Source organism: Paenibacillus sp. USHLN196 (assembly GCF_037144955.1).
Classification (GTDB): domain Bacteria; phylum Bacillota; class Bacilli; order Paenibacillales; family Paenibacillaceae; genus Paenibacillus; species Paenibacillus xylanexedens_C.
In genome coordinates this window covers 644457-667317 of record NZ_JBBCYH010000004.1, presented here as the reverse complement: position 1 = coordinate 667317, position 22861 = coordinate 644457, and the positions used below count along the sequence as shown (strand labels likewise).

Genomic DNA, 22861 nt, shown 5'->3' with positions numbered 1-22861 from the left:
ATATCGACGAGCAGTTTAATTAAGAAAATAATCCCCTCAATATAACCGAGGGGATATTGAATACTAATGATTTTGTTTTTTTAGTCTGTCTACTTGACAGGGAGCACTTCAGTATCAAGGTTGGCCTTTTCGAACTCTCTAAAAAGATATATTTACGTGTTCAACGATACATATACTTACTCTGTACTATTTTTACGATTTGAACGTACCTTTTTTAACCAAGTTCGCTCTTTATCCGTTAAATCGGCCGTTTCCAACATCTCCGGTCTGCGCTCCAGCGTACGAAGCAACGACTGTTCTCTGCGCCATGCCTCAATGTTCAGATGATGTCCCGACAACAGCATATCCGGTACTTTCATGCCCCTAAACTCGGGTGGGCGTGTATAGTGTGGATATTCGAGAAGTCCAGTGCTGAAGGAATCCGTCACGGCACTTGTCTCATTGCCAAGCACTCCGGGGATAAGACGTACGATGCTGTCGATCGCAACCATAGCAGGCAACTCCCCACCAGTGAGTACATAATCACCAATAGATAGTTCATCCGTCACGAGAAATTCGCGAATCCGCTCATCGTAACCTTCATAATGTCCACATATAAAAATCAGATGATCTTCCTGTACAAGTTCTTCTGCCTTTTTCTGTGTAAACGTCTCACCTTGCGGACACATTAGAATGACACGTGGAGCTTTCATGGTTGCGGCGGCTTCTCCGCGTTGCTCCAGCACATCTTCAACAGCAGCAAAGATCGGATCTGGTTTCAGCACCATGCCTCCGCCTCCGCCGTATGGAGCATCATCGACCGTATTGTGTTTATTGGTCGCATAATTACGGAAGTTGGTTGCACCGAGGGATACGAGACCCTTCGTTTGGGCTTTACCCAGAATGCTTGCTCCGAACACACCGTCAAACATCTCCGGGAATAGCGTTAATACATCCACTTTCATGTTACAGCAGCCCTTCCATCAGGTGAATCTTCACTTGCTTCTGTTCGATGTCTACATCAAGTACTACATCATCAATAACGGGAATCAGCACTTCTTTGCCTGCTGGCGTTTTAACAACCCACACATCATTGGCACCTGGAGTCAAAATCTCAGAGATGGTTCCAAGCGTTTCACCCTCTTCGGTGATGACCGAACACCCAACAATTTGATGAAAGTAGTATTCACCTTCGTCCAGCTCAGCCAGGTTCTCTTTTAACACTTTGGCCATGCCGCCTTTAAACTTTTCTACTTCATTAATATTGCCGTACTCTTTCAGACGAAGAATATACATATTTTTATGCAAACGTGAAGATTCCACGTTAACCATGACTGGATGATTATCTGGTGTAAAGAAAAACAACTCTGCATTTTTCGCGAAACGCACTTCCGGGAAATCGGTTAAAGGCATGACTCTCACCTCACCGCGAATTCCATGCGTATTGACGATTTTACCTACATTCATAAACTCTGCCATACGTTCCTCCTACGAAATTAAATCAAACTAAACAGATACTTCGACTCTCGTACGGTCGTTCCGGCGACGGTTCGTTCTTTCGATCGCTGTTACCCCTTCATTTTTTGAACTTACTTTAAAAGGTGAAAATGAGGTGATAAAGGCGAACGTTAACGCTTCTCCAGAATCGATCCTGTCCCCTGCACTGCTCCGAAGTCACTCTTATATTTTAATTCTATATCTAATCCAACGTATTAAGTTCAGCATGCACGAAAAGGGGCTAGGACATGCATCCTAACCCCCTTTCGTATATCTTTAAGATATGATATCAACGGTAACCCGTTTATCCATCTTAACTGCTGCTGATGTGACGACCGTGCGAAGAGATTTTGCGATTCGCCCTTGTTTACCAATTACCTTCCCGACATCGTCAGGATGAACGGTTAACTCATAAACGACAAGCCGGTCTTTCTCAACCGTCCGAACCGTCACATCTTCCGGATGATCGACTAAAGCCTTAGCAATTATGCTTACTAATTCTTCCATAGATGACCCTCCGAATCAGCACTTTATTTAGATAATTTAGACTCGTGGAACTTCTTCATCACGCCCGCTTTGCTAAGCAAGTTGCGGACAGTGTCAGATGCTTGTGCACCGTTTTGAAGCCATGCCAATGCTTTATCTTCATCGATCTTAACAACAGCCGGTTGTTCAACCGGGTTGTAGTAACCGATCTCCTCGATAAAACGACCGTCACGTGGGGAACGGGAATCCGATACCACTACGCGGTAGAAAGGAGCTTTGTGAGCACCCATACGTTTCAGACGAATACGAACTGCCATTTGAAAATTCACCTCCTTCAATGAAATCTGTATATGATCCAGCTTCGCTTAAATCAACGGAAAGGAAACTTCATTCCTTTACCCATACCTTTAAGCTGCTTCATCGCTTTATTTTTACCGCCTTTAGGTCCCATCATATCCGAGAACTGTTTCATCATGCGGCGCATCTCATCAAATTGCTTGATCAGACGATTTACTTCGGCCAGAGATGTTCCGCTTCCGGTAGCAATACGCTTCCGGCGACTATGGTTGATCATGTCAGGGTTACGTTTCTCTTCGGTCGTCATAGAGTAGACGATCGCTTCGATCCGGCCCATCTGTTTATCATCAACCTTCAGATCCTTGGCTTGTTTCATCTTGCCCATGCCGGGAATCATATCCATGATCTGGTCGATTGGTCCCAGCTTTTTCACTTGATCCATCTGCTCCAGGAAATCTTCAAACGTGAATTCTGCATTACGCATCTTCCGTTCCATTTCCTTGGCTTTATCGGTATCAATGTTTAATTGTGCTTTCTCAATCAGAGATAACATATCACCCATACCGAGAATCCGTGAAGCCATACGTTCTGGATGGAATGGCTCCAAAGCGTCAAGTTTCTCTCCAAGAGAAGCAAACTTGATTGGGCAACCCGTAACGGCTTTGACGGAAAGCGCAGCACCACCACGAGTATCTCCATCCAGCTTTGTCAGGACAACCCCGGTCAGATTAAGCTGCTGGTTAAAGTGTTCTGCTACGTTAACCGCATCCTGACCTGTCATGCTGTCTACGACAAGCAGTACTTCATCCGGATTCACTACGCTGTGAATCTGGCGAAGTTCTTCCATCAGTTCTTCATCAACATGCAGACGTCCAGCTGTATCGATAATAACATAGTCATTACCGTTATCCTTCGCATGTTGAAGACCTTGACGTGCGATCTCCACAGGGCTTGTCTGATCTCCCAGTGTGAATACCGGCGCTTTGATCTGCTCGCCAAGTACTTGCAACTGTTTGATCGCCGCTGGACGATAAATATCTCCTGCAACAAGCAATGGTCTGCTGTTTTGCTTTTGCAGCATTTTAGCCAGTTTACCCGATGTGGTTGTTTTACCAGCACCCTGCAAACCAACCATCATCAGCACCGTAGGCGGTTTGTTCGCTTTAGCCAGTTTCGCCTGGCTTCCACCCATCAAATCCGTGAGTTCCTTGTTAACGATGTCGATGATGACCATTCCTGGCGTGAAGCTCTCCATCACTTCTTTACCGACAGCCTTCTCTTTCACCTTGGCGATGAATTCCTTGACCACTTTGAAGTTTACATCCGCTTCGAGCAATGCCAGACGTACCTCGCGCATAGCCTCGGCTACATCTTCATCAGACACCTTGCCTTTGCCGCGCAGCTTGCTGAACACATTCTGTAATCGGGTCGTTAATCCTTCAAATGCCATGATCCCACCTCCTTAAGCTTTAATACTGTTTTCAAGACCGATACGTTCCACTCAGCCAACTTCTCATTCACTAAGCTGGGCAACGATATCGTGTATTTGTTTGTTGTTATCAATGGAGACGCCTGCGCGTTCCAATGCATTTTGCAAATCTTCAAGATTGCGATTACGCCGTTCATGCTTTTCTAGCAAGCCCAGCTTGCTTTCGTAATTTTCCAGCACTTGTTCGGCACGCTTGATATGCTCGTATACCGCCTGGCGGCTGATCTCAAACTCGGCTGCAATTTCACCAAGTGAGAAATCGTCATGAAAGTAATACTTTAGAAAAGTCTGCTGTTTCTCGGTAAGTAACAATTCATAAAAAGCAAACAGCAAGTTAATCCGGTTTGTCTTCTCAAGCCGATTTTCTTGACTCACATCGGGGCACTCCCTTCGTCAAGGAAAAACACTTTACACTCTTGCAACGTTCCTAATAATACCTAAAACAAATCAGGTTGTCAAGCAAAAATACTTGTCACAATAAAAACAGCTCTGATGACGTCCCATTTCGATACTAAACAGGTGATTTCTGCCCTTTTTCATAGCAATAAACCCCCGATCTGTACCTCTACGTTCCACCTCTATGTAGAAGAAAAACGAATGCGTCTCAGCGAGTGGAGATGCATTCGTTTAAGATGATCTAGCGAAGCGGTGTCAGGTACAGCAGTACCATAAAGAAATGAAGAATACTGCCTGCTAGCACAAAGAGATGCCAAATTGCGTGGTGGTATGGAAATCCACGCCACATATAAAAAAGCGTACCCAGTGTATACATCAGTCCGCCAGCAACCAGCAGCACAATTCCGCCTGTAGGAATGGCAGCCATAAGCGGTTGCCAGGCAATAACGATGAGCCAGCCCATCGCAATATAGAAAATCGTGGACATGAATAGAAACTTTTTCGTAAAAAACGCCTTAAAGATCACGCCGAATAATGCGATTCCCCAGATTATACCGAACAGGGTCCATCCAAGTGTACCGCGAACAGCAATAAACAAAAGCGGAGTATATGATCCGGCTATAAACAAATAAATGGAAGAATGGTCGAAAATCTCAAATAAATCTTTCACTTTTCCATCTTTCCATGCATGCACGAGTGTGGAGCTCGTATAGAGCAGTAGCATGGTGATCCCGTAGATCGTAAAACTGACCACATGCCACGCCGTGCCTTTCATACTTGAAAATACAATCAATATCACCAGTGCAGCTACACTGAGTGCAGCGCCGATTCCATGTGTCACCGCATTGGCGACTTCTTCACGGCGGGAATAGGTATAGGTATTGGCCATTTCAACCGTCCTTTCTAGCCCTTTAGCATTGCCTGCTTTATTCCTCCATTATACACGTATTGCCAGTGACATTACACGTGACACTTATCACGTCTATCACTGGCAATTGCGCATAACGCTATTCATTTATCCTAATTAATAATGGTTCTAGGAATTAGCTTCCTCTTCCTCAGCACTTTCGGCTGGCTGTTCCTGGATCAATCCGGCGAACAAGGCGTGCACAAATTGCTCCGAATCAAACGGCTGCAGATCATCAATCTTCTCACCCAGTCCTACGAGCTTCACAGGCAAGTCCAGCTCCTGACGAATCGCAACAACGATTCCCCCTTTGGCTGTACCATCCAGTTTCGTCAGTACCAGACCAGTCACGCCGCTTTTCTCACCAAAAAGTTTGGCCTGATTCAAGGCATTTTGACCTGTTGTTGCATCCAGTACCATCAGTACTTCATGCGGAGCATCCGGAATTTCACGCTGAATGACACGATAGATCTTGTTAAGCTCGTCCATCAGGTTCGATTTATTTTGCAGACGACCTGCTGTATCACAAAGCAGAACATCTGCACCCCGTTGCTTCGCTGCCTGCACCGCATCATACATAACAGCCGCTGGATCAGAGCCGGATTGCTGCTTGATCACGTCAACACCAGCACGTTGTCCCCATACTTCCAGCTGTTCAATAGCTCCCGCACGGAACGTATCTCCAGCTGCCATGATGACTTTTTTACCTTGCTGTTTAAATCGATGTGCCAGCTTGCCAATCGTTGTTGTTTTACCAACACCATTAACGCCAACGAACAAAATGACGGTAATGCCATCCGGATTCATTTTCAATTCGTTATTCTGTTCACCGCGAAGAAGATCCGTCAGTTTCTCGGACAATACAGGCTGCAACTCAGCCGCGTCCTCGATTTTGCGTTTTTTCACCTCAACGCGCAGGTCTTCGATCAGATTCATGACTGTATTCACGCCAACGTCTGCTCCGATCAAAATCTCTTCCAGTTCTTCATAGAACTCTTCATCGATTTTTTTGCGGCGGATTACGAGATCCGACACTTTTTCCACTAGCCCTTTACGTGTCTTTTCCAATCCATCCTTGAACTGTTTGGTGACCGACTCCGTTTTGCTTGCAATGCTGTCTCTCAGCTTTTTAAAAAAACTCATAAAGCCCCTCCATCGTGTACATAATCTAAGCGCTTTTGCAAAAATGCTCAATCTGAATGATCTTCAATGATTATAATGAGTTCATTTGTCTCGCAGATTTGGATCAGATCAGGCAATTACAGCTTCCTCATCTTCCAATTTAACCGAAACGAGCTTGGATACTCCGCCCTCTTCCATGGTAACACCGTACAGCACATCTGCTTCTTCCATTGTACCTTTACGATGGGTAACGACAATGAACTGGGTTTGTTCGGAAAACTCACGTAAATACTGGGCAAAACGTACCACGTTGGCTTCGTCCAAAGCTGCCTCAACTTCATCCAGTACACAGAATGGTACAGGTTTGACATGCAGAATAGCAAATAATAAAGCCATCGCGGTCAAAGCCCGCTCCCCGCCGGATAACAGTTGCAGGTTTTGCAGTTTCTTGCCTGGTGGCTGAGCCACAATATCTATCCCCGTGTCGAGCAAACGTTCAGGGTCCATCAGAACAAGGTCAGCACGTCCCCCGCCAAATAACTTGGTAAACACGGTACCGAACTCACGGCGGATCGCATCAAACGTGATCTTGAATCGCTTCGCCATCTCGTCTTCCATTTCCCGAATAACCTGATACAACGTTGTTTTAGCTTCCACCAGGTCATTCTTCTGTTCACTCAGGAACTCGTATCGCTCATTGACTCGCTGAAACTCCTCAATCGCTCCCAGGTTAACATCACCCAGGGCGGAAATACTGCGCTTCAGCTTCTGTACCTCTGCCTGTGTATGCTCCACATCTTCCGGCACAGGATAACGCTCTTTGGCCAGTTCATAGCCCAGTTCGTATTCATCCGTCAGCTTTCGCAGTATATTTTCCAGCTCAACATCCAGCCGGTTCACGGAAATTTCCGTCTGTCGCATCTGTTCTTCCACAGCTTTTAACTGCGTACGCTGTTCCTTTGTTTCGCTCTCGGCAAGCTCAAGCTTTTTCGACAACTCACTTCGGGCAGCACGTTTGAAGTCCAGCTCCTGGGAAGCTTCCGCTTTTTTCAGCTTGTACTGGTTCAGATCTTCAATCTGCTTGACACTCTCGGTCTGTGTTTTCTTGAGATCTGCTTCCATCGAAGCCAGCAACGTGCGATTCTGACGAAGATCTTTCACCAGCGACTCCACTTCCCGCTCCAGACGTCGCAATTGTTCCCCATTGGAGAATCGCTCCTGATCGAGCTTGCCTTCCCGTACTTTCAATTCGGTGAGTTGGCTCTGCAATTCTTCTTTCGCGGATTCATTCGCTTTACGAGCAAACTCAGCTGCATGAATGGCACGATGAGTCGCTTTCTCTTCCTCTTCAAGCTGCTCCAACTTCTTCACAGCAACGATGCGAGCCGTATCCAACTCTTTGATCTCTTCGGTAAATCCGCTCTTCTCCTGCCCGGCAACAGCAACCTGTTCAAGCACGTGGCGAAGCTCATGCTCTACCTGCTTCATCTCCATCGAAGCCTGTTGTTCCGCATTTCGGGTATCGTCACCAGACTGACGAAGCTCGTCCAGTTTGTCCTGACACTGCTCCAGTTGAACTTTTACATCATCCACACTGCGATGCAGTTTCACGATCTGATTTTCCGTATCCAAAATATCCTGGTCAAGCTGGTCCAGCTGCCGTTTCCGACTGAGCAGACTCACATTTTTCTTATGCTGGCTACCACCCGTCATGGAACCACCCGCATTGACCACGTCGCCTTCAAGTGTCACGACCCGGAACCGATACTGACAGCGAGCCGCAATTTTATTGGCGACCTCTAGCGTTTCGGCAATAATAACGTTGCCGAGCAAACTGCCAATGATTGAAGCATACTTGGATTCGAATTGTACGAGATCAGCACCAATTCCTACAAAGCCCTCCATGCCTTCGATCATGGAACGTTCAGCGGCCCCAATAGCACGTGGACGAATGACATCCAGAGGCAGGAACGTTGCACGCCCTAATTGACGTTGCTTCAGAAAAGCGATCGCCTGTCTGGAAACTGATTCATTTTCCATGACCACATGCTGCAAGGATGCACCCATCGCTGTCTCTACGGCAAGTTCGATCTTCTCTGGAACTTTGACGAGTTCAGCTACGGCCCCATGAACACCGTGTAGTGTGCCTTTGCGTGAAGCCTTGAGAACCTCTTTGACACCCAGCATGAATCCGTCAAAATCATCCTGCATCTCTTTCATCGTATCGCGGCGGGAGACCTGAGCTTCACGCTTCTGTTCCCATTTACGGACTGTGCCCCGACTTTCTTCCAACAGCTTCTGCAGCGACTGGAGTCGTTCGCTTTCCGTAATATAACCACCACGTAGATCACTTATTTCCTTGCCCAAACGAACGACTTTTTTCTCAATGTCCGCTTTGCGACTTTCCAGTGACTCTTTCTGATCTTCCCATTTGCCCGATTCCTCAGCCGCGCGATTCATTCTGCGCTCCAACGTTTCTTTTTGTTGGTCCACGTAACGAATTTCATTTCGTGTCTGAGCCATCTGATTCATGAGTTCCAGCAAGTTGCCTTTGAGGCTTTCTTCTTGCTGTTGACTAATACCACCTGTGACACCGATGAGTTTGGCTTCTTCCTGAGACAGCTGATTTCTCACATCACTCAGTTCATGCTCAAGTTTGCCAAACTTCTCACGCAGTGCAAGCAACTCGGTTTCCCGTTCGCGATGTCTCTCTTCACTGGCGGCAAGCGTTACTTTGAGCTGCTCCTGATTCGTTTGCAGATGGTGTGAGCGCTCCTTGAGCAACTCCCCAAGCCCTTCGCTTTTCTCCGTCGCTTCACTAAATTGCAATAAAGCAGCTTGCAGTTGCTCTGTCTCTGTTTCCAGAATACGCAGCGCATTCCGATCATTTTCCAGCTTGGCATCATGCGTAGAAACAATCGCTGCGAGTCCAACCTCTTCCTGTTTTAGCGATTGCAGTCGCTCATTCGCCTTGCTCCAGGACGAATGAATCTGTTCGATCTGATACACATACATCGAGATCTCCTGCGATTTGAGCTGTGAACGAAGTTCCTTATAGTGGATCGCTTTCTCCGATTGTTCCTTTAAGGGACCAATCTGATCTTCCAGCTCGGTCACGAGATCATGAATACGCAGTAAATTCTGTTCTGTCTCATCCAGTTTGCGCGTAGCATCCCGTTTGCGGGATTTATATTTAACGATACCTGAAGCCTCTTCAAAAATGCCCCTGCGATCCTCTGAACGGGTACTCAGAATTTCTTCGATTCGACCCTGTCCAATAATCGAGTAGGCTTCTTTACCAATGCCGGTATCCATAAACAACTCCGTGATATCCTTCAAACGACAAGATTGTTTGTTGATAAAATACTCACTATCTCCGCTGCGATGTACACGACGAGTCACCGTCACTTCACCAAAATCCAATGCAAGTGCATGATCTTCGTTATCAAGCGTTAACGAAACTTCACCGAAATTGACGGCCTTCCGTGCGTCACTGCCTGCAAAGATGATATCTTCCATCTTGCCACCACGCAGCGACTTGGCACTTTGTTCCCCCAGAACCCAGCGAATCCCGTCCGATATGTTACTCTTTCCACTTCCGTTCGGACCTACAACAGCCGTAATGCCACGAACGAATTCCATCTCCGTTTTGTCGGCGAATGACTTGAATCCACCCAATTCAATCCGTTTTAAAAACATAGGGTTTCTCGTCACCTCCTCTTGCAAATTTCATGTATTGCATTCAAGCGCCTAAATAAATTGAACTAAAAAAGGTTCAACTTATTTAGTTAACGATCAGGTAACCTTCTCCTGAGCCTCTTTACAAAAAAAAGAGCAAAAAGCAGTCCGGCCGATTACTTCCGCCGGGGCGGACCCGCGGGCTGCTCTTTGCTCTTCGTTTGTCTATGCGCTATCGGTTAAGCTCAGGCTTCCGGAAGCTTCAGTCGATCAAGTGCTGCAGATGCAGCCTGTTGTTCCGCTTCCTTCTTGGAACGCCCTGTACCTCTGCCAAGCCGTTCTTGACCCATATGGACCTCTGAGACAAACTCACGTTCATGGGCAGGTCCCCGTTCCTCAACGATACGGTATTCCAAAGCTCCCATATTGTGATGCTGAGTGAGTTCCTGCAGTTCCGTTTTATAATCGCTCATTTGCAGCTTGCTGCCCAAAACAATTAACGGAAAGACATGCTGGTCGAGAAAAGTCCGGACAGGCGCAAGCCCCTGATCCAGATACAATGCACCAATGAAAGATTCAAACACATCCGCAAGTAGAGCCGGCCGTGTCCGTCCTCCAGTCAGTTCCTCACCTTTACCAAGAAGTACATACTGCCCAAAACCCAACGCTTCAGCAAATTTGACGAGGGAAGGCTCACAGACAATGGATGCCCGCAACTTAGTTAATTCACCTTCCGGACGGTTAGGATACAAATGATACAAGTATTCCGATACAGTCAGTTCCAGCACGGCATCGCCCAGAAACTCCAGACGCTCGTTGTCCTGATGCTGACTGAACCGGTGTTCGTTTACATAAGAAGCATGGGTAAACGCTTGTTTTAAAAGCTGCCTGTTGTCAAATTTGATTTGAAGTTTGTGTTGTAACTGCTTCAGATCTTCACTCAAACGAACTAGCCCCTTATGCTTCAAATTTTTTGAGAATAATGGTGGCATTGTGACCGCCGAATCCAAATGAATTGGACATGGCAATATTAACTTTGGTTTGGCGTGGGACATTAGGTACATAATCCAGATCACATTCCGGATCCTGATTTTCCAGGTTAATCGTTGGAGCCAGTGTCTGATGTGTCAGTGACAATCCGCAGATAACCGCTTCTACACCACCAGCAGCGCCAAGCATGTGGCCCGTCATAGATTTAGTAGAACTTACTGCGAGCTTGTACGCATGATCACCAAACGCCTTTTTGATCGCAAGTGTTTCAGATCTGTCGCCTACAGGCGTCGAAGTTCCGTGTGCATTGATGTAATCCACTTCTTCAGGCTCAATGCCCGCATTGCGAAGTGCCATCTTCATGCAACGTGCTGCTCCGTCCGGATCTGGTTCTGTCATATGATGTGCATCGCCAGTCAGACCGTAACCGATCACTTCGCCATAGATACGTGCACCACGTTTTTGAGCATGCTCCAGTGATTCCAGAATCAGAACGCCAGCGCCTTCGCCCATAACAAAACCATCACGTCCCGTATCAAAAGGACGACTCGACTTCGCAGGATCATCATTACGTGTAGACATTGCGCGCATAGCACAGAACCCTGCAAGACCTGTTGGTCTGATTGTTGCTTCCGCACCACCACAGATCATGGCATCTGCATCACCATTGGCAATCAGCTTGAAGGAATCTCCGATGGAGTGTGTACCTGTTGCACAAGCGGTAACAACGTTAATGTTAGGCCCTTTGGCACCAAGAGAAATAGACATTTGGCCTGAAGCCATGTTGGAGATCATCATGGGAATGAAGAATGGGCTTACGCGTTTTGGACCTTTTTGCAGCAATGCATTATGTTGGTCCTCCCACGTACCCAATCCACCAATACCTGATCCAATGGATACACCGAAGCGCTCTGCATCAATGTTCTCGTTGATTTTCAGACCACTGTCTTCAACGGCTTTGAAGCCGGCTGCCACAGCGAACTGTACAAAACGGTCCATTTTGCGAGCATCCTTGCGATCCATATATTCTTCCGGGTTGAAATCCTTGATCTCGGCTGCAATCTGTGTCGTGTATTCACTAACATCAAACGCCTCAATCTGAGAAATTCCGGACTTTCCTGCCATTAAACTGCCCCAGAACGTTTCCAAATCTTTTCCGAGCGATGTCATTACGCCCATTCCGGTAATTACTACTCTTTGTTTCAAACCGAGTCACCTCTATATCGACTGCATTACGCAAGTATTTTGTGGGAATATCCGCAAACAGGCATCTATTCAACCAAGATAGGCCTGCTTGAGTAGAGCTGCTTGCGGAATGAGAAAAACCAATGAATGATGAGAAGTCCCGCCTGTTCGAAAACATGTGCGGGACTAAAAATGACTTTAGGTATGAGATTGTATGTAGTTTACAACTTCACCTACGGTCGTGATTTTTTCTGCATCTTCATCAGAGATTTCCAAATCAAATTCATCTTCCAATTCCATGACCAATTCCACTACATCCAAAGAATCAGCACCCAAATCTTCTTTGAAAGATGCTTCAAGTGTAACTTCAGCTTCGTCTGCGCCCAAGCGGTCGACGACGATGCGTTTTACACGCTCCAATACATCGGACATCCGGTTCACCTCCTTCTTTGGTATTATACGAGAATCGCAGGCAAAATGCCATAGAAGACATATGCGGCTCCCGGCCGGGGAACCCGGCCTTTTTCCGGCATTTCGGATCGTCCAGCGCCTGTTCCCCGACTATTGTTCAAGTCCGGGAAGAATTACATGTACATGCCACCATCGACATGCAGCGTCTGCCCTGTCATATAAGATGAAGCCTGTGAAGCCAGGAAAGTGACTACACCGGCAATTTCATCCGGCTGACCCAAACGGGACAACGGAATACCACTCAGCATACCGTCCACCAGCTCCTGAGACAACTCTTTTGTCATATCCGTCTCGATGAAACCTGGTGCAACACAGTTGACTGTGATTCCGCGGGAAGCCAGTTCACGAGCGGATGCCTTCGTTAGACCAATGACTCCTGCCTTGGCAGCAACATAGTTTGCTTGTCCAGCATTGCCAAGCACACCTACAACCGAGGAGATATTGATAATTCTTCCCGACCGTTGTTTCATCATTGGACGTGTAACCGCCTTAAGGCAGTTAAACACACCTTTGAGATTGGTTTCAATAACCTGATCGAATTCTTCCTCTTTCATACGCATGATCAGATTATCACGGGTAATCCCGGCATTGTTCACCAGAATATCAACATTGCCCCATGCTTCGAGTGTAGCTTTGACCATTTGTTCAGCTTCATCCATCAGGCCAACATTGGCTTGGAGCGTAATTGCCTTGACTCCTTTGGCACGAATCGCTTCCGCTACTTCCTCAGCTGCCGCTTGACTCCCCGCATAATTCACGGCTACGTTCGCTCCAGCCTCAGCCAGTGCCAGTGCAATACTGCGCCCAATGCCCCGGGAAGCCCCGGTAACGAGTGCATTTTTACCTTCTAATGGTTTAGACATAATCATTCCTCCTTTCCCCAAATCTATATCAGTTCAACCAAAGAATGTTTACACTTGCCACTCCGACGACAGAATAACCTTCCGATCGCTGTTATCCCCAGATTTTTTGATTCCCTTTACTAAAGGGAAAATCCGGTGATAGCGTATGCTTCCGATGTAGCTTTCTTTCAGAAAGCTTTTAGGCGAACGCTCCGCTTCTTCAGGTTTTTTCTGTCCTCTCCGTTCTCGTGTAAAAAGTTTAGTTTAACTCATATAACTCCTTCTAATTCACTTGCCGTTGCTTCGAGCGTTTCAAGACTGTTCACATTGTACAGTTTTACGGTTTTATCTGTTTTTTTAATCAAACCGGTCAAGACACTGCCAGATCCAATCTCGATGAACGTATCCACGCCTTGCTCAATAAGCCATGTCACACTGTCTTCCCATAATACAGGAGAATAGACCTGAGCTGTTAACAAATCCTGAACTTGTCCATTCTCTGCAGGTCTTGCAGTCACATTAGCGACTACAGGGACCGTTGCCGGTGAGAACGTGACGGTTTTCAGTTTCTCTTCCAGCTTCTCAGCTGCACCCTTCATCAATGAAGAGTGGAAAGGTCCACTCACTTCAAGTAGAATGGCGCGTTTACCGCCCGCTTCTTTTACTCGTTCCGAAACTGCAGCTACGCCTTCCTTCACACCAGAAATGACAATTTGTCCCGGACAATTAATGTTCGCAAGTTCAACTGAATGACCACTTTCAGATACGTCACGGCAAAGCACCCCCAGCGCTTCCCGATCCGCACCCAACACAGCAGCCATAGCTCCTTGTCCACCCGGAACAGCCTGTTCCATATACTGACCACGTGCCCGTACAATGCTCACTGCATCAGCAAACGAAAGAACGCCCGCTGCCACCAGTGCACTGTATTCTCCCAGACTGTGTCCAGCCGTATAGTCAGGCTGAATTCCTTTTTCCTTGAAAGCTTCAAGCAAGGCAATACTTGCTGTCAACAGAGCCGGTTGTGTATTTGATGTCTGTTTCAACTCGGTCTCCGGTCCTTCAAATATTAGGCTGCTCAGCGAGAAACCCAGCGTTTCATCTGCTGTGCGAAAAATCTCGGTTGCCGCAGGCAAGGACTCATACGCGTCCTTGGCCATGCCTACAGCCTGTGATCCCTGTCCGGGAAATACAAATGCTATCTTACCCATTTCATTCATCTCCCAGCTGTCAATTTTACCAAACGAGTACGGATGCCCCCCATGTCAGACCGCCACCGAATCCAACCATCAGGACGGTATCTCCGGCTTTCATGCGACCTTCCTCTGCTGCTTCAACCAGAGCAAGCGGAATCGAAGCTGCCGATGTGTTTGCATACTTGTCCACGTTAACAACAACTTTCTCTTCAGGAAGTTCAAGTCGCTGCATCGCAGATTGAATAATCCGAATATTCGCTTGGTGAGGAACAAACAGATCCACATCCGTGCGCTCCATACCAGCCTTGCGCAATACCTCAATCGTAGCCGTTCCCATAACACGCACCGCAAATTTGAATACTTCACGACCGTTCATGTAAATGTAATGCTTTTTATTTTCAACGGTCTCTGCGGTAGCAGGCAAACGGGAACCGCCGCCTTCCATCTGAAGAAGACTACCGCCAGCACCTTCGGCGCCGAGATCGAATGCTTTGAATCCACGACCTTCTGGTACTTCACCAACCACCACTGCGCCTGCTCCATCACCAAAGAGGACACATGTGTTACGGTCTGTATAATCCGTAATACGAGACAAGCAGTCCGCACCAATTACAAGTGCATTGTTGTACATCCCGCTTTGGATGAAGCTCGTAGCACTCGCCAAACCGTATACAAATCCGGAACATGCAGCCGACAAATCGAATGCCGCCGCACCTTTTGCACCCAGTTTGTCCTGCAAGATACAGGCTGTCGATGGGAACGAAGAATCCGGAGTAATGGTTGCAACGATAATCAGATCAAGATCACTGCCTGTCATTCCTGCAGATTCAAGGGCTTTAATAGCCGCTTCGTATGCCAGATCGGAAGTTGCCTGATCGGGTGCAGCGATATGACGCTCTTTGATTCCTGTACGACTGACGATCCACTCGTCATTGGTGTCGACCATTTTCTCCAGGTCACTATTCGTCAAAATTTTCTCAGGCACATATTTCCCTGTACCAATAACCCCTACTGGGCGCAAATTATTCATGTCGTCACTCACTTCCCGCTAATTTCCTTAGATATGCTCTCTACCAGCTGGTTCTGTACTGCAATCCGAGCTTGGCGTACAGCATTTTTGATGGCATTGCCATCAGCAGATCCATGACTTTTCACAACCAGTCTGCTCAAACCGAGGAGCGGTGCTCCGCCATGCTCTGTATAATCCAGCTTCCGTTTCAATCCACGCAGCTCAGGCATTAGTACAGCCGCGGCCAGTTTACTTTTGAGGGAAGACGAGAATTGTTCCTTAAGCAAGGCGAAAATGGCACCTGCTGTGCCTTCCAGCGATTTCAGCAGTATATTCCCTGCAAAACCGTCACATACAAGCACATCACAAGCACCCGTCAGCACATCACGAGCCTCTACATTACCGACAAATCGAATTGGGAGTTGTTCCAGTAAAGGATACGCATGTTTGGTCAACTCATTTCCCTTACCTGGCTCTGTTCCTACATTGAGCAAGCCCACTCTTGGGGATTCTATGCCCTGTACTTTCTGCCGATACAAACTGCCCATTAGGCCATATTGTGCAAGATGCTCTGGTTTGGCATCCATATTTGCTCCGAGATCAAGCGCAAGTACACCCACATCATCAATCGTTGGAATCATGGGCGCAAGCGCCGGACGTTCAATACCTTCCATGCGACCTACAACAAGCAAACCCGCTGTCATCAACGCTCCAGTATTGCCTGCAGAGATCATCGCGTCCGCTTCGCCCTCTTTTAGCATGCGGCCTGCTACCACCATGGAGGCATCCTTCTTGCGACGCACCGCTCGTACCGGCTCATCATCCGAACCAATAACTTCGGAAGCATGCCGGACCGTCAGATTGGCAGGTCTCACACCTGACTGACTCAAAAGAGGTTCCAGCTTGGCTTCATCGCCGATCAGGACGATCTGTGTATCCGCCCATTCCGTGGCTGCGGCAATCGCACCTTCAACCGTTGATGCAGGTGCATTGTCGCCTCCCATGGCATCAATGACGATTTTCATTCCAAATGACCTCCTTCTCCGATGTCTTCTCCACCTGAATGGTAGATTACAAAGTTGCCTTGAAACACCATTTCCTCACCTACATAAGTGAATACTTCCACTTTGGCTTTGCCCTTTTGACCCGGAATCGATCTCACATAAGCCTTCGCAATACATTTCTCTCCCAAATGAACCGAACGGACAAAACGAATGTCTGCTGATGCAGTCAACGCGATCTCGTCATTAATGATCGCTACAGCCAAAGAGTTAGCCTGTGCAAAGACATAGTGTCCACGTGCAATACCTGTTCTTGAAAACACGTGTTCTTCCTTAATCTCAAACAGAGAAATCCCGCTCTTGTCCAGCTGCAAGTCTACAATATCACCGATGATCTCATGCAGGGGCAGCGAGCGTACCTGATCATACGAGCGCTCTGCCATCAGTTTCATCCGCTCCCGAAGTTCGGGTATTCCAAGTTCCAGCCTGTCCAGACGAATCGTCTGAATACTCACCTTCAATTGGCGCGTAAGTTCCTGATCCGTCACAAACGGGTTTTCTTCTATCATTTTGGTTAACTGCTGTTGCCTCTGTCTCTTCGGTACACGTTCGATGCCTGACACCCCCCGCTGTATCGTTTACGGAACCGTCCCATCCGGCCAGTTCAACCATTCTATCCTGTTGCTTCTATAGTTGCATCCCTGGTCACCAGGGTCGTTCTCAAACAGATCATGGTTCATTCATATGTAACGTCAAATCTTAGAACCTGGTACTAAACTATAGTATATCTCATCCCGTGTCAAAAAGAAAGGCTGGCCTAACAAAAACAATCCACCCCTGTGAAGCACGGATTTCATGCCTGCCAACTCGCTCTATAGCCACCCTCTAATCCAAAAAAAGTAGCACCTCATCGAAATGAAGTGCTACTTAATGTCCAACTATTATTGAGAGATGATCTCTCTTGCTTTGTACGTTCCGCACACTTTGCACACGTGGTGACTAAGTTTAAGTTCGCCACATTGTTCACATTTCACCATGCCCGGTACAGCCAATTTAAAGTGAGTGCGACGTTTGTCGCGACGCGTCTTGGACGTTCTCCGTTGAGGTACTGCCATTATTCCCACCTCCTTATCAAAATCAACCTTTGCAGGTAGTTAGTATTTTGCATAATTCGATCTATACGCTTACGGGAACAAAATATGGACGAACTGAACCATTTCGATCCAATATTTTGCTGATTGAAAGTCGCTCTTTTGATTTATGCAAAATACCGCGTTGTTACAATGTTCGATTTTCAATCATGCTCATTTAAAAAAATCCTTGAGCCCTGCAAGCCGCGGATCGATAACCTGGTTATCACAACCGCAGTCACCTTCGTTCAGCTCATGGCCACACTTGGGGCATAACCCTTTGCATGTATCGCTACATAGCGGTATAAACGGAAGATCCAGCAGAAAAGCTTCCTCGGCATAACCCTTCAGATCAACGGCATCTCCATCCACATAGAGCGTATCATCGTCTTCGTGTAAGTCCTCTGGCTGTTTTCCCTGCTTGAATTGCTCATGAAAATCAATATGAAAATGTTCATTGATCGGCTTGAGACAACGGGAGCACAACATGTCCACTCCTACGGTCAACTTGCCATGAACATCCACAACGTCACCTTCTCTGAATTCTGCAGATAAATCCGCAGTCAGCGGGGTAACGGCTGTGATATCTTGTCGGTTAGAAACCAGTTCCTTGATATCCCACTGTTCGTTAAACTTCAGCGGGCCATCACTGGTAGCCACTTTGCGAAATGGCATTAACATTTCCATCACTCCAAACGAAACCAATTTCATAATTCGTATCAAACGTATCACGACAGTTATACAGTCCAAGCCTTCTTTTGTAAAGCAGTAAATCCTGACTGTATGTATTCTGACGCTTCATCGTTAAAAGTATTATGAAATTGACTTAACAAACAAAAATCATTATACCGATTTTTCAAGACGTTTGTCAACACTTTTAACTTTACACCCTTTTTAAAAACACTGACCACACAGCCATTTACTCCATCTGGTCTATTATAGACTCACTTGAAGATAAACTACAAGTCGTCATTTTAGTGGTAGTTCCTTGCAAACACCGGTCACATTTCGTTAACGTTTAGTGTGATCTATGTCACACAGACCTTCTTGTCCCCTATCTATACTTGCTATAAACCGAAGCACGATCAGCTCTATGACCGATTTATTATTCAACTATTTCATTATCCTATCGGGAGGGAATATGCATGTTAAGCGAACACACAATTACCATCATTAAATCTACAGTCCCCGTACTTGAAGTCCACGGCGAAGCGATCACACGCCACTTCTACGAAACGATGTTCACAGCTCATCCGGAACTGCTGAATATTTTCAATCATGCAAATCAGAAACAGGGACGGCAGCAAGCCGCCCTCGCCAATATGGTGTACACCGCCGCCCTTCATATCGATAATCTGTCCTCCATCCTGCCTGCCGTCCGACAAGTTGCACATAAACATCGTAGTCTGGGTATCGTTCCCGAGCAATATGCGATTGTCGGCACCTATCTGTTACAAGCTATCAAAGACGTTCTTGGAGACGCGGCTACCGATGAGATCATCACGGCGTGGGGCGAAGCCTACAATGTCATTGCAGACGCCTTTATCGGGATCGAACAGGACATGTATACAGAAGCGGAAAACCAGACAGGTGGCTGGGAAGGATTCCGGACATTCAAAGTTGCCAAGAAAGTGCAGGAAAGCGAAGTCATCACGTCCTTTTATCTCGTTCCAGACGATGGTAAGCCTATTGCCAGCTATGAACCAGGACAATACATCAGCATCAAAATTCAGCCAGAGGCACAGTCATTTACTCAGATTCGTCAGTATAGCCTTTCAGATGCCCCGGGTAAACCATACTATCGCATTTCCGTTAAGCGTGAGCGAGGTGTGTTAGAGCGCCCTGACGGAGTTATCTCGACGTATCTACATGATCACATTGAAGAAGGCAGTCAGGTGGAACTATCCGCTCCTGCTGGCGACTTCACGCTAAATGCAGAGGATAAACGTCCTGTTGTGCTGCTTAGTGGTGGTGTTGGCTTAACGCCAATGATCAGTATGTTAAATACGTTGGTTCATTTGAACGAAAACCGTGCAATTACATTTTTGCATGCAAGTCCGAATGGTCAATCTCACGCTTTCCGTGATCATGTGAACAGCCTGGTCGAAGGTAATCAGGGCGTTCAAGCTTATTATTGCTATACACAACCTGAGGATTCTGATCGTACGAACAGTCATTTTCATAAGGAAGGTTACATGGATGCGGCTTGGCTTCGCCAAGTCATTGATGAACTGGATTCCACTTATTATCTGTGTGGGCCAGTTTCGTTTATGCGGGCAATGTATACGGAGCTTCTGGCGCTTGGTGTTGCAGCGGACAACATTCATTATGAATTTTTCGGACCCAAAGCTAGTCTTTCTCCCGCACCGGAAAGTGTCTAAGCGTTCTGAACATGCTTGAAGGCACGGTCTGACATCTGCTGATGTTGGATTTGTGCCTTTTTTCATTGGTCTGACAGACTCCGTGATTTGATCTAATAGAGGTCATCGCCTATGATGGAATGAAAAGCGTTTCTAGCATTTTGAGTGTGCGTTATACAATATTGCCGTAAGCTTACCAACCCAACTGGCATTGAAAAAATATATCTGTAACATCATGCATACATACCCATTCATCTCATTTGAGAGGAGCACGTCTAATCATGAAAGCCGTAGGCGTCATTGTTGAATATAACCCCTTGCACAACGGGCATGTCTATCATTTGCAGGAAGCTCGGCGACTAAGCGGGGCAGACGCCGTTGTTGCGGTCATGAGCGGCCCTTTTCTCCAGCGCGGCGAACCCGCCATCGTCGGTAAAAGGGCACGCACCGAGATGGCGCTGCACGCCGGCGCCGATCTGGTGCTTGAACTGCCGGTGGCCTACGCGGTCCAACCGGCGGAGTGGTTCGCCTTCGGTGCGGTATCGCTGCTGCACCGCACCGGCGTTGTGGACTCGCTCTGCTTCGGCAGCGAGTCCGGCGACCTGGACAGCCTGCAGCGCATTGCGCGCGTGCTGGCTGTGGAGCCCGCAGGGATGCGCGAGGACATCGCGCGCCGCCTGCGGGAAGGCGCCAGCTACCCCGCCGCGTACGCAGGCGCGGCGGCAGCGCTGGCGCCTGGCGGCGTCGATGCTCACGACGCCGCTGCACTGCTGGAGCAGCCCAACAATTCGCTTGGGCTGCACTACCTGATCGCGCTGCAACGACTTGGCAGCGCGATCCAGCCCTTTACGGCGGCACGTACCGGTGCCGCGTATCATGAGGCGACGCCCGGGCCGGGGGCGATCGCCAGTGCCACAGCCGTCCGCCGCCTGCTGATGGCGGACGGACCCGACGCCGCCGCGCCATACGTGCCGGCGGCAACCCTTGCCATTTTGCATCGCGAATGGCAGGAAGGGCGCGCTCCCATACACTGGGAGCGCTTTGCGCAGCCGCTGTTGCACCTTGCGGCCACCCGCCGTGCCTCCGAGCTGGAACGCATCGCCGAAGTCACGGAAGGCCTGGAACACCGGCTGAGCCGTACATTCGCTCAGCTCCCGGAGCCTTCAGTCGAGGCACTCCTGAATGCACTGAAGACCAAACGTTACACACGCACGAAGCTCCAGCGTATGCTCGCACACCTGCTCCTGAATCACACCAAAGCCGAGTGTTCACCAGAGCAATTGGCTGCTGGACCCGGATATCTCCGAGTCCTCGGATTTAATGCTCAAGGGCAGAGCCTGCTTAAACAGATGAAAAAGGCTGCTTTGCTGCCTGTTGTGCTAAAAACGTCCACGTTCACACACAATCAACTGGAACTGGATATACAAGCTCAGGTAGCGTATGGACTCGCTTGTGAGCATAGTGATACACGCAGAATGTTCAGTGATTACTATGAGTCACCTGTGAGGCTGTAAACCACTTTTGACCATAAAAACTTCATTTTGCACATACGTTGCCCCTCTCACCTCTAAGATCAACCGAATCGTTGATAGCCGAAATACCATACGCAAATATACAAGAAAAAATCCCCTTGTAGCGTGCCGCTCAGGCATTTCGCAACAAGGGGATTCTCTTATTAACATCCTTATTTCCCTATTTTTTGATACTCTTCATTCCTTCACGGACAAGGTTTTTAGGTAAGCCAGCGCATCATCCACCGTGCTCACAGGTACAAGTTTCATTTTGGTGCCAATCTGTTCAGCCTTGGCTGCTGCTTCCTTATAATTATCCTTCGGCACGAAGAAAATCTCCGCTTCTTTTCGGTCAGCGGCTACAATCTTGTGCACTACACCACCAATTGCACCCACCACACCGTCCTTGGTAATGGTGCCTGTACCCGCAATTCGATGACCCTTGGTCAGATCTCCAGGTGTTAACTGGTTATAGATCTCCAACGTAAACATCAAGCCGGCAGACGGACCACCAACCTGGGTATCGGTGAAAGAGATCTGTTTGTCCGGATCTTCAGCTTTCACCTTCTGAACCGCACCAATCATTACGCCGAGTCCCGGGCGGGTTTCACCCGTTTTACTGTCTTTTACCTGAATCAGTTTCACGTCCCGGCTAATGGTCTCTCCACCACGTTCCAGTTGCATTTCGACCGTATCTCCGACCTTTTTATCTTTTAACTGGGCAGAAAGCACCGTATTATCCGGCGTAGCAGTACCGTTCACTCCCAGAATAATATCTCCCGGAGCAATATCTCCTTCCGGTTTCGGATCTTCGGACAGTCCAAATACAAAGATATGTTCAGGTACAATGGAGTACGCCACACCAGCCTGCTCATAAGCAGCCTCCATTGCGGAGGATTGCGAGTCACTCATGAACCATACTTGTTCGGCGGAATATTCCGCTTCGCTTTTGCCGCGCAGCCGGTCTTCCTTTTTATCCACTTGAGCATTCCGATTGAACAGAGAGGTTCCTAGCAAAAACACATTGGCATAGGTTGCCGATACGGTTGTCATCATGAACACACCGCGTTCTTCCTGGTCTCCGCCTTTAACAGTTACCATGGGTTTTACTTCGTCTGCACTGCCAGGCATATATATGATATACGGTGTTGGCATGTACACGGCAACATAGACGACCAGAGCCACCACGATCACAAAGATCGAAGCTCTGAATCCGCCAGATTTCCGAATCCGATTCATCGCATGAGCCTCCGTTCTTTGTATCTCTATACAAGATGAGCCTATATTCCACATTATTCCAGAGATCACAATACCA

General features: G+C 47.7%; 22 protein-coding genes. 2 read left to right on the top strand and 20 right to left on the bottom strand.

Annotated elements, in window-relative coordinates; translation table 11 throughout:
• Positions 1–176 precede the first annotated feature (176 nt).
• The 19 genes from trmD to WFI24_RS12780 all read right to left on the bottom strand — a co-directional run bounded on the left by trmD (position 177) and on the right by WFI24_RS12780 (position 18356).
• The gene (gene trmD / locus WFI24_RS12870; protein WP_336761232.1) at positions 177–944 is read right to left on the bottom strand and encodes a tRNA (guanosine(37)-N1)-methyltransferase TrmD; all 768 of its coding nucleotides are present in this window, start codon (positions 942–944) and stop codon (positions 177–179) included.
• A gap of 1 nt (position 945) precedes the next feature.
• On the bottom strand, positions 946–1458 hold the full coding sequence (gene rimM / locus WFI24_RS12865; protein WP_336761230.1) for a ribosome maturation factor RimM: 513 nt from the start codon (positions 1456–1458) through the stop codon (positions 946–948).
• 294 nt (positions 1459–1752) lie between these two features.
• Positions 1753–1983, bottom strand: a complete 231-nt coding sequence (locus WFI24_RS12860; RefSeq protein WP_017689218.1) for a KH domain-containing protein — start codon at positions 1981–1983, stop codon at positions 1753–1755.
• A 23-nt stretch (positions 1984–2006) separates the two neighbouring features.
• The gene (gene rpsP / locus WFI24_RS12855) at positions 2007–2279 is read right to left on the bottom strand and encodes a 30S ribosomal protein S16 (RefSeq protein WP_017689219.1); all 273 of its coding nucleotides are present in this window, start codon (positions 2277–2279) and stop codon (positions 2007–2009) included.
• Between the two features lie 53 nt (positions 2280–2332).
• Positions 2333–3709, bottom strand: a complete 1377-nt coding sequence (ffh, locus tag WFI24_RS12850; protein WP_062833767.1) for a signal recognition particle protein — start codon at positions 3707–3709, stop codon at positions 2333–2335.
• Between the two features lie 63 nt (positions 3710–3772).
• Positions 3773–4123 (bottom strand): YlxM family DNA-binding protein, encoded by a 351-nt coding sequence (gene ylxM / locus WFI24_RS12845; protein WP_017689221.1) that lies wholly within the window; start codon positions 4121–4123, stop codon positions 3773–3775.
• Positions 4124–4385: 262 nt separating this feature from the next.
• Positions 4386–5033: a PAQR family membrane homeostasis protein TrhA gene (trhA, locus tag WFI24_RS12840; protein WP_336761227.1), complete on the bottom strand. Its 648-nt coding sequence runs from the start codon at positions 5031–5033 to the stop codon at positions 4386–4388.
• 147 nt (positions 5034–5180) lie between these two features.
• On the bottom strand, positions 5181–6194 hold the full coding sequence (gene ftsY, locus WFI24_RS12835; protein WP_091031943.1) for a signal recognition particle-docking protein FtsY: 1014 nt from the start codon (positions 6192–6194) through the stop codon (positions 5181–5183).
• A gap of 108 nt (positions 6195–6302) precedes the next feature.
• The gene (gene smc, locus WFI24_RS12830; protein ID WP_336761224.1) at positions 6303–9872 is read right to left on the bottom strand and encodes a chromosome segregation protein SMC; all 3570 of its coding nucleotides are present in this window, start codon (positions 9870–9872) and stop codon (positions 6303–6305) included.
• 224 nt (positions 9873–10096) lie between these two features.
• Entirely contained in the window at positions 10097–10795 is a 699-nt protein-coding gene (gene rnc / locus WFI24_RS12825) for a ribonuclease III (RefSeq protein WP_145318996.1), read from the bottom strand.
• Positions 10796–10808: 13 nt separating this feature from the next.
• Complete coding sequence (fabF, locus tag WFI24_RS12820) at positions 10809–12047, bottom strand: beta-ketoacyl-ACP synthase II (protein WP_145318998.1); 1239 nt, start codon at positions 12045–12047, stop codon at positions 10809–10811.
• A 177-nt stretch (positions 12048–12224) separates the two neighbouring features.
• A complete protein-coding gene (acpP, locus tag WFI24_RS12815; RefSeq protein WP_024630176.1) occupies positions 12225–12458 on the bottom strand; it encodes an acyl carrier protein in 234 nt (77 codons plus the stop codon).
• Positions 12459–12610: 152 nt separating this feature from the next.
• A complete protein-coding gene (fabG, locus tag WFI24_RS12810) occupies positions 12611–13360 on the bottom strand; it encodes a 3-oxoacyl-[acyl-carrier-protein] reductase (protein WP_017689228.1) in 750 nt (249 codons plus the stop codon).
• 248 nt (positions 13361–13608) lie between these two features.
• Positions 13609–14550, bottom strand: a complete 942-nt coding sequence (fabD, locus tag WFI24_RS12805) for an ACP S-malonyltransferase (RefSeq protein WP_336761213.1) — start codon at positions 14548–14550, stop codon at positions 13609–13611.
• Positions 14551–14575: 25 nt separating this feature from the next.
• Entirely contained in the window at positions 14576–15565 is a 990-nt protein-coding gene (locus WFI24_RS12800) for a beta-ketoacyl-ACP synthase III (RefSeq protein WP_336761211.1), read from the bottom strand.
• An 8-nt stretch (positions 15566–15573) separates the two neighbouring features.
• The gene (gene plsX, locus WFI24_RS12795) at positions 15574–16569 is read right to left on the bottom strand and encodes a phosphate acyltransferase PlsX (RefSeq protein WP_336761209.1); all 996 of its coding nucleotides are present in this window, start codon (positions 16567–16569) and stop codon (positions 15574–15576) included.
• Positions 16566–17114 (bottom strand): transcription factor FapR, encoded by a 549-nt coding sequence (gene fapR, locus WFI24_RS12790; RefSeq protein ID WP_336761280.1) that lies wholly within the window; start codon positions 17112–17114, stop codon positions 16566–16568. Before fapR ends, plsX begins: the two co-directional genes overlap by 4 nt.
• 372 nt (positions 17115–17486) lie before the next feature.
• Positions 17487–17660 (bottom strand): 50S ribosomal protein L32, encoded by a 174-nt coding sequence (gene rpmF, locus WFI24_RS12785; RefSeq protein ID WP_017689233.1) that lies wholly within the window; start codon positions 17658–17660, stop codon positions 17487–17489.
• Positions 17661–17849: 189 nt separating this feature from the next.
• Positions 17850–18356, bottom strand: a complete 507-nt coding sequence (locus tag WFI24_RS12780) for a YceD family protein (protein ID WP_336761203.1) — start codon at positions 18354–18356, stop codon at positions 17850–17852.
• Positions 18357–18820: 464 nt separating this feature from the next.
• Here WFI24_RS12780 and hmpA point away from each other — a divergent pair, with 464 nt between their 5' ends.
• Both hmpA and WFI24_RS12770 read left to right on the top strand, forming a co-directional pair.
• The gene (gene hmpA, locus WFI24_RS12775; RefSeq protein WP_336761201.1) at positions 18821–20056 is read left to right on the top strand and encodes an NO-inducible flavohemoprotein; all 1236 of its coding nucleotides are present in this window, start codon (positions 18821–18823) and stop codon (positions 20054–20056) included.
• 260 nt (positions 20057–20316) lie between these two features.
• Entirely contained in the window at positions 20317–21549 is a 1233-nt protein-coding gene (locus WFI24_RS12770; protein ID WP_336761199.1) for a nucleotidyltransferase, read from the top strand.
• A 195-nt stretch (positions 21550–21744) separates the two neighbouring features.
• On the opposite strand, the gene WFI24_RS12765 is transcribed toward WFI24_RS12770, so the two are convergent.
• Entirely contained in the window at positions 21745–22785 is a 1041-nt protein-coding gene (locus WFI24_RS12765; protein ID WP_336761197.1) for a SepM family pheromone-processing serine protease, read from the bottom strand.
• Positions 22786–22861 lie beyond the last annotated feature (76 nt).

What these genes read in the sequence shown, in the direction of transcription:
- trmD (WP_336761232.1), bottom strand. Translation starts at nt 944, where the DNA reads ATGAAAGTGGATGTATTAACGCTATTCCCGGAGATGTTTGACGGTGTG.
- rimM (WP_336761230.1), bottom strand. Translation starts at nt 1,458, where the DNA reads ATGGCAGAGTTTATGAATGTAGGTAAAATCGTCAATACGCATGGAATT.
- WFI24_RS12860 (WP_017689218.1), bottom strand. Translation starts at nt 1,983, where the DNA reads ATGGAAGAATTAGTAAGCATAATTGCTAAGGCTTTAGTCGATCATCCG.
- rpsP (WP_017689219.1), bottom strand. Translation starts at nt 2,279, where the DNA reads ATGGCAGTTCGTATTCGTCTGAAACGTATGGGTGCTCACAAAGCTCCT.
- ffh (WP_062833767.1), bottom strand. Translation starts at nt 3,709, where the DNA reads ATGGCATTTGAAGGATTAACGACCCGATTACAGAATGTGTTCAGCAAG.
- trhA (WP_336761227.1), bottom strand. Translation starts at nt 5,033, where the DNA reads ATGGCCAATACCTATACCTATTCCCGCCGTGAAGAAGTCGCCAATGCG.
- ftsY (WP_091031943.1), bottom strand. Translation starts at nt 6,194, where the DNA reads ATGAGTTTTTTTAAAAAGCTGAGAGACAGCATTGCAAGCAAAACGGAG.
- smc (WP_336761224.1), bottom strand. Translation starts at nt 9,872, where the DNA reads ATGTTTTTAAAACGGATTGAATTGGGTGGATTCAAGTCATTCGCCGAC.
- acpP (WP_024630176.1), bottom strand. Translation starts at nt 12,458, where the DNA reads ATGTCCGATGTATTGGAGCGTGTAAAACGCATCGTCGTCGACCGCTTG.
- fabG (WP_017689228.1), bottom strand. Translation starts at nt 13,360, where the DNA reads ATGTCTAAACCATTAGAAGGTAAAAATGCACTCGTTACCGGGGCTTCC.
- fabD (WP_336761213.1), bottom strand. Translation starts at nt 14,550, where the DNA reads ATGGGTAAGATAGCATTTGTATTTCCCGGACAGGGATCACAGGCTGTA.
- WFI24_RS12800 (WP_336761211.1), bottom strand. Translation starts at nt 15,565, where the DNA reads ATGAATAATTTGCGCCCAGTAGGGGTTATTGGTACAGGGAAATATGTG.
- plsX (WP_336761209.1), bottom strand. Translation starts at nt 16,569, where the DNA reads ATGAAAATCGTCATTGATGCCATGGGAGGCGACAATGCACCTGCATCA.
- fapR (WP_336761280.1), bottom strand. Translation starts at nt 17,114, where the DNA reads ATGATAGAAGAAAACCCGTTTGTGACGGATCAGGAACTTACGCGCCAA.
- rpmF (WP_017689233.1), bottom strand. Translation starts at nt 17,660, where the DNA reads ATGGCAGTACCTCAACGGAGAACGTCCAAGACGCGTCGCGACAAACGT.
- WFI24_RS12780 (WP_336761203.1), bottom strand. Translation starts at nt 18,356, where the DNA reads ATGTTAATGCCATTTCGCAAAGTGGCTACCAGTGATGGCCCGCTGAAG.
- hmpA (WP_336761201.1), top strand. Translation starts at nt 18,821, where the DNA reads ATGTTAAGCGAACACACAATTACCATCATTAAATCTACAGTCCCCGTA.
- WFI24_RS12770 (WP_336761199.1), top strand. Translation starts at nt 20,317, where the DNA reads ATGAAAGCCGTAGGCGTCATTGTTGAATATAACCCCTTGCACAACGGG.
- WFI24_RS12765 (WP_336761197.1), bottom strand. Translation starts at nt 22,785, where the DNA reads ATGAATCGGATTCGGAAATCTGGCGGATTCAGAGCTTCGATCTTTGTG.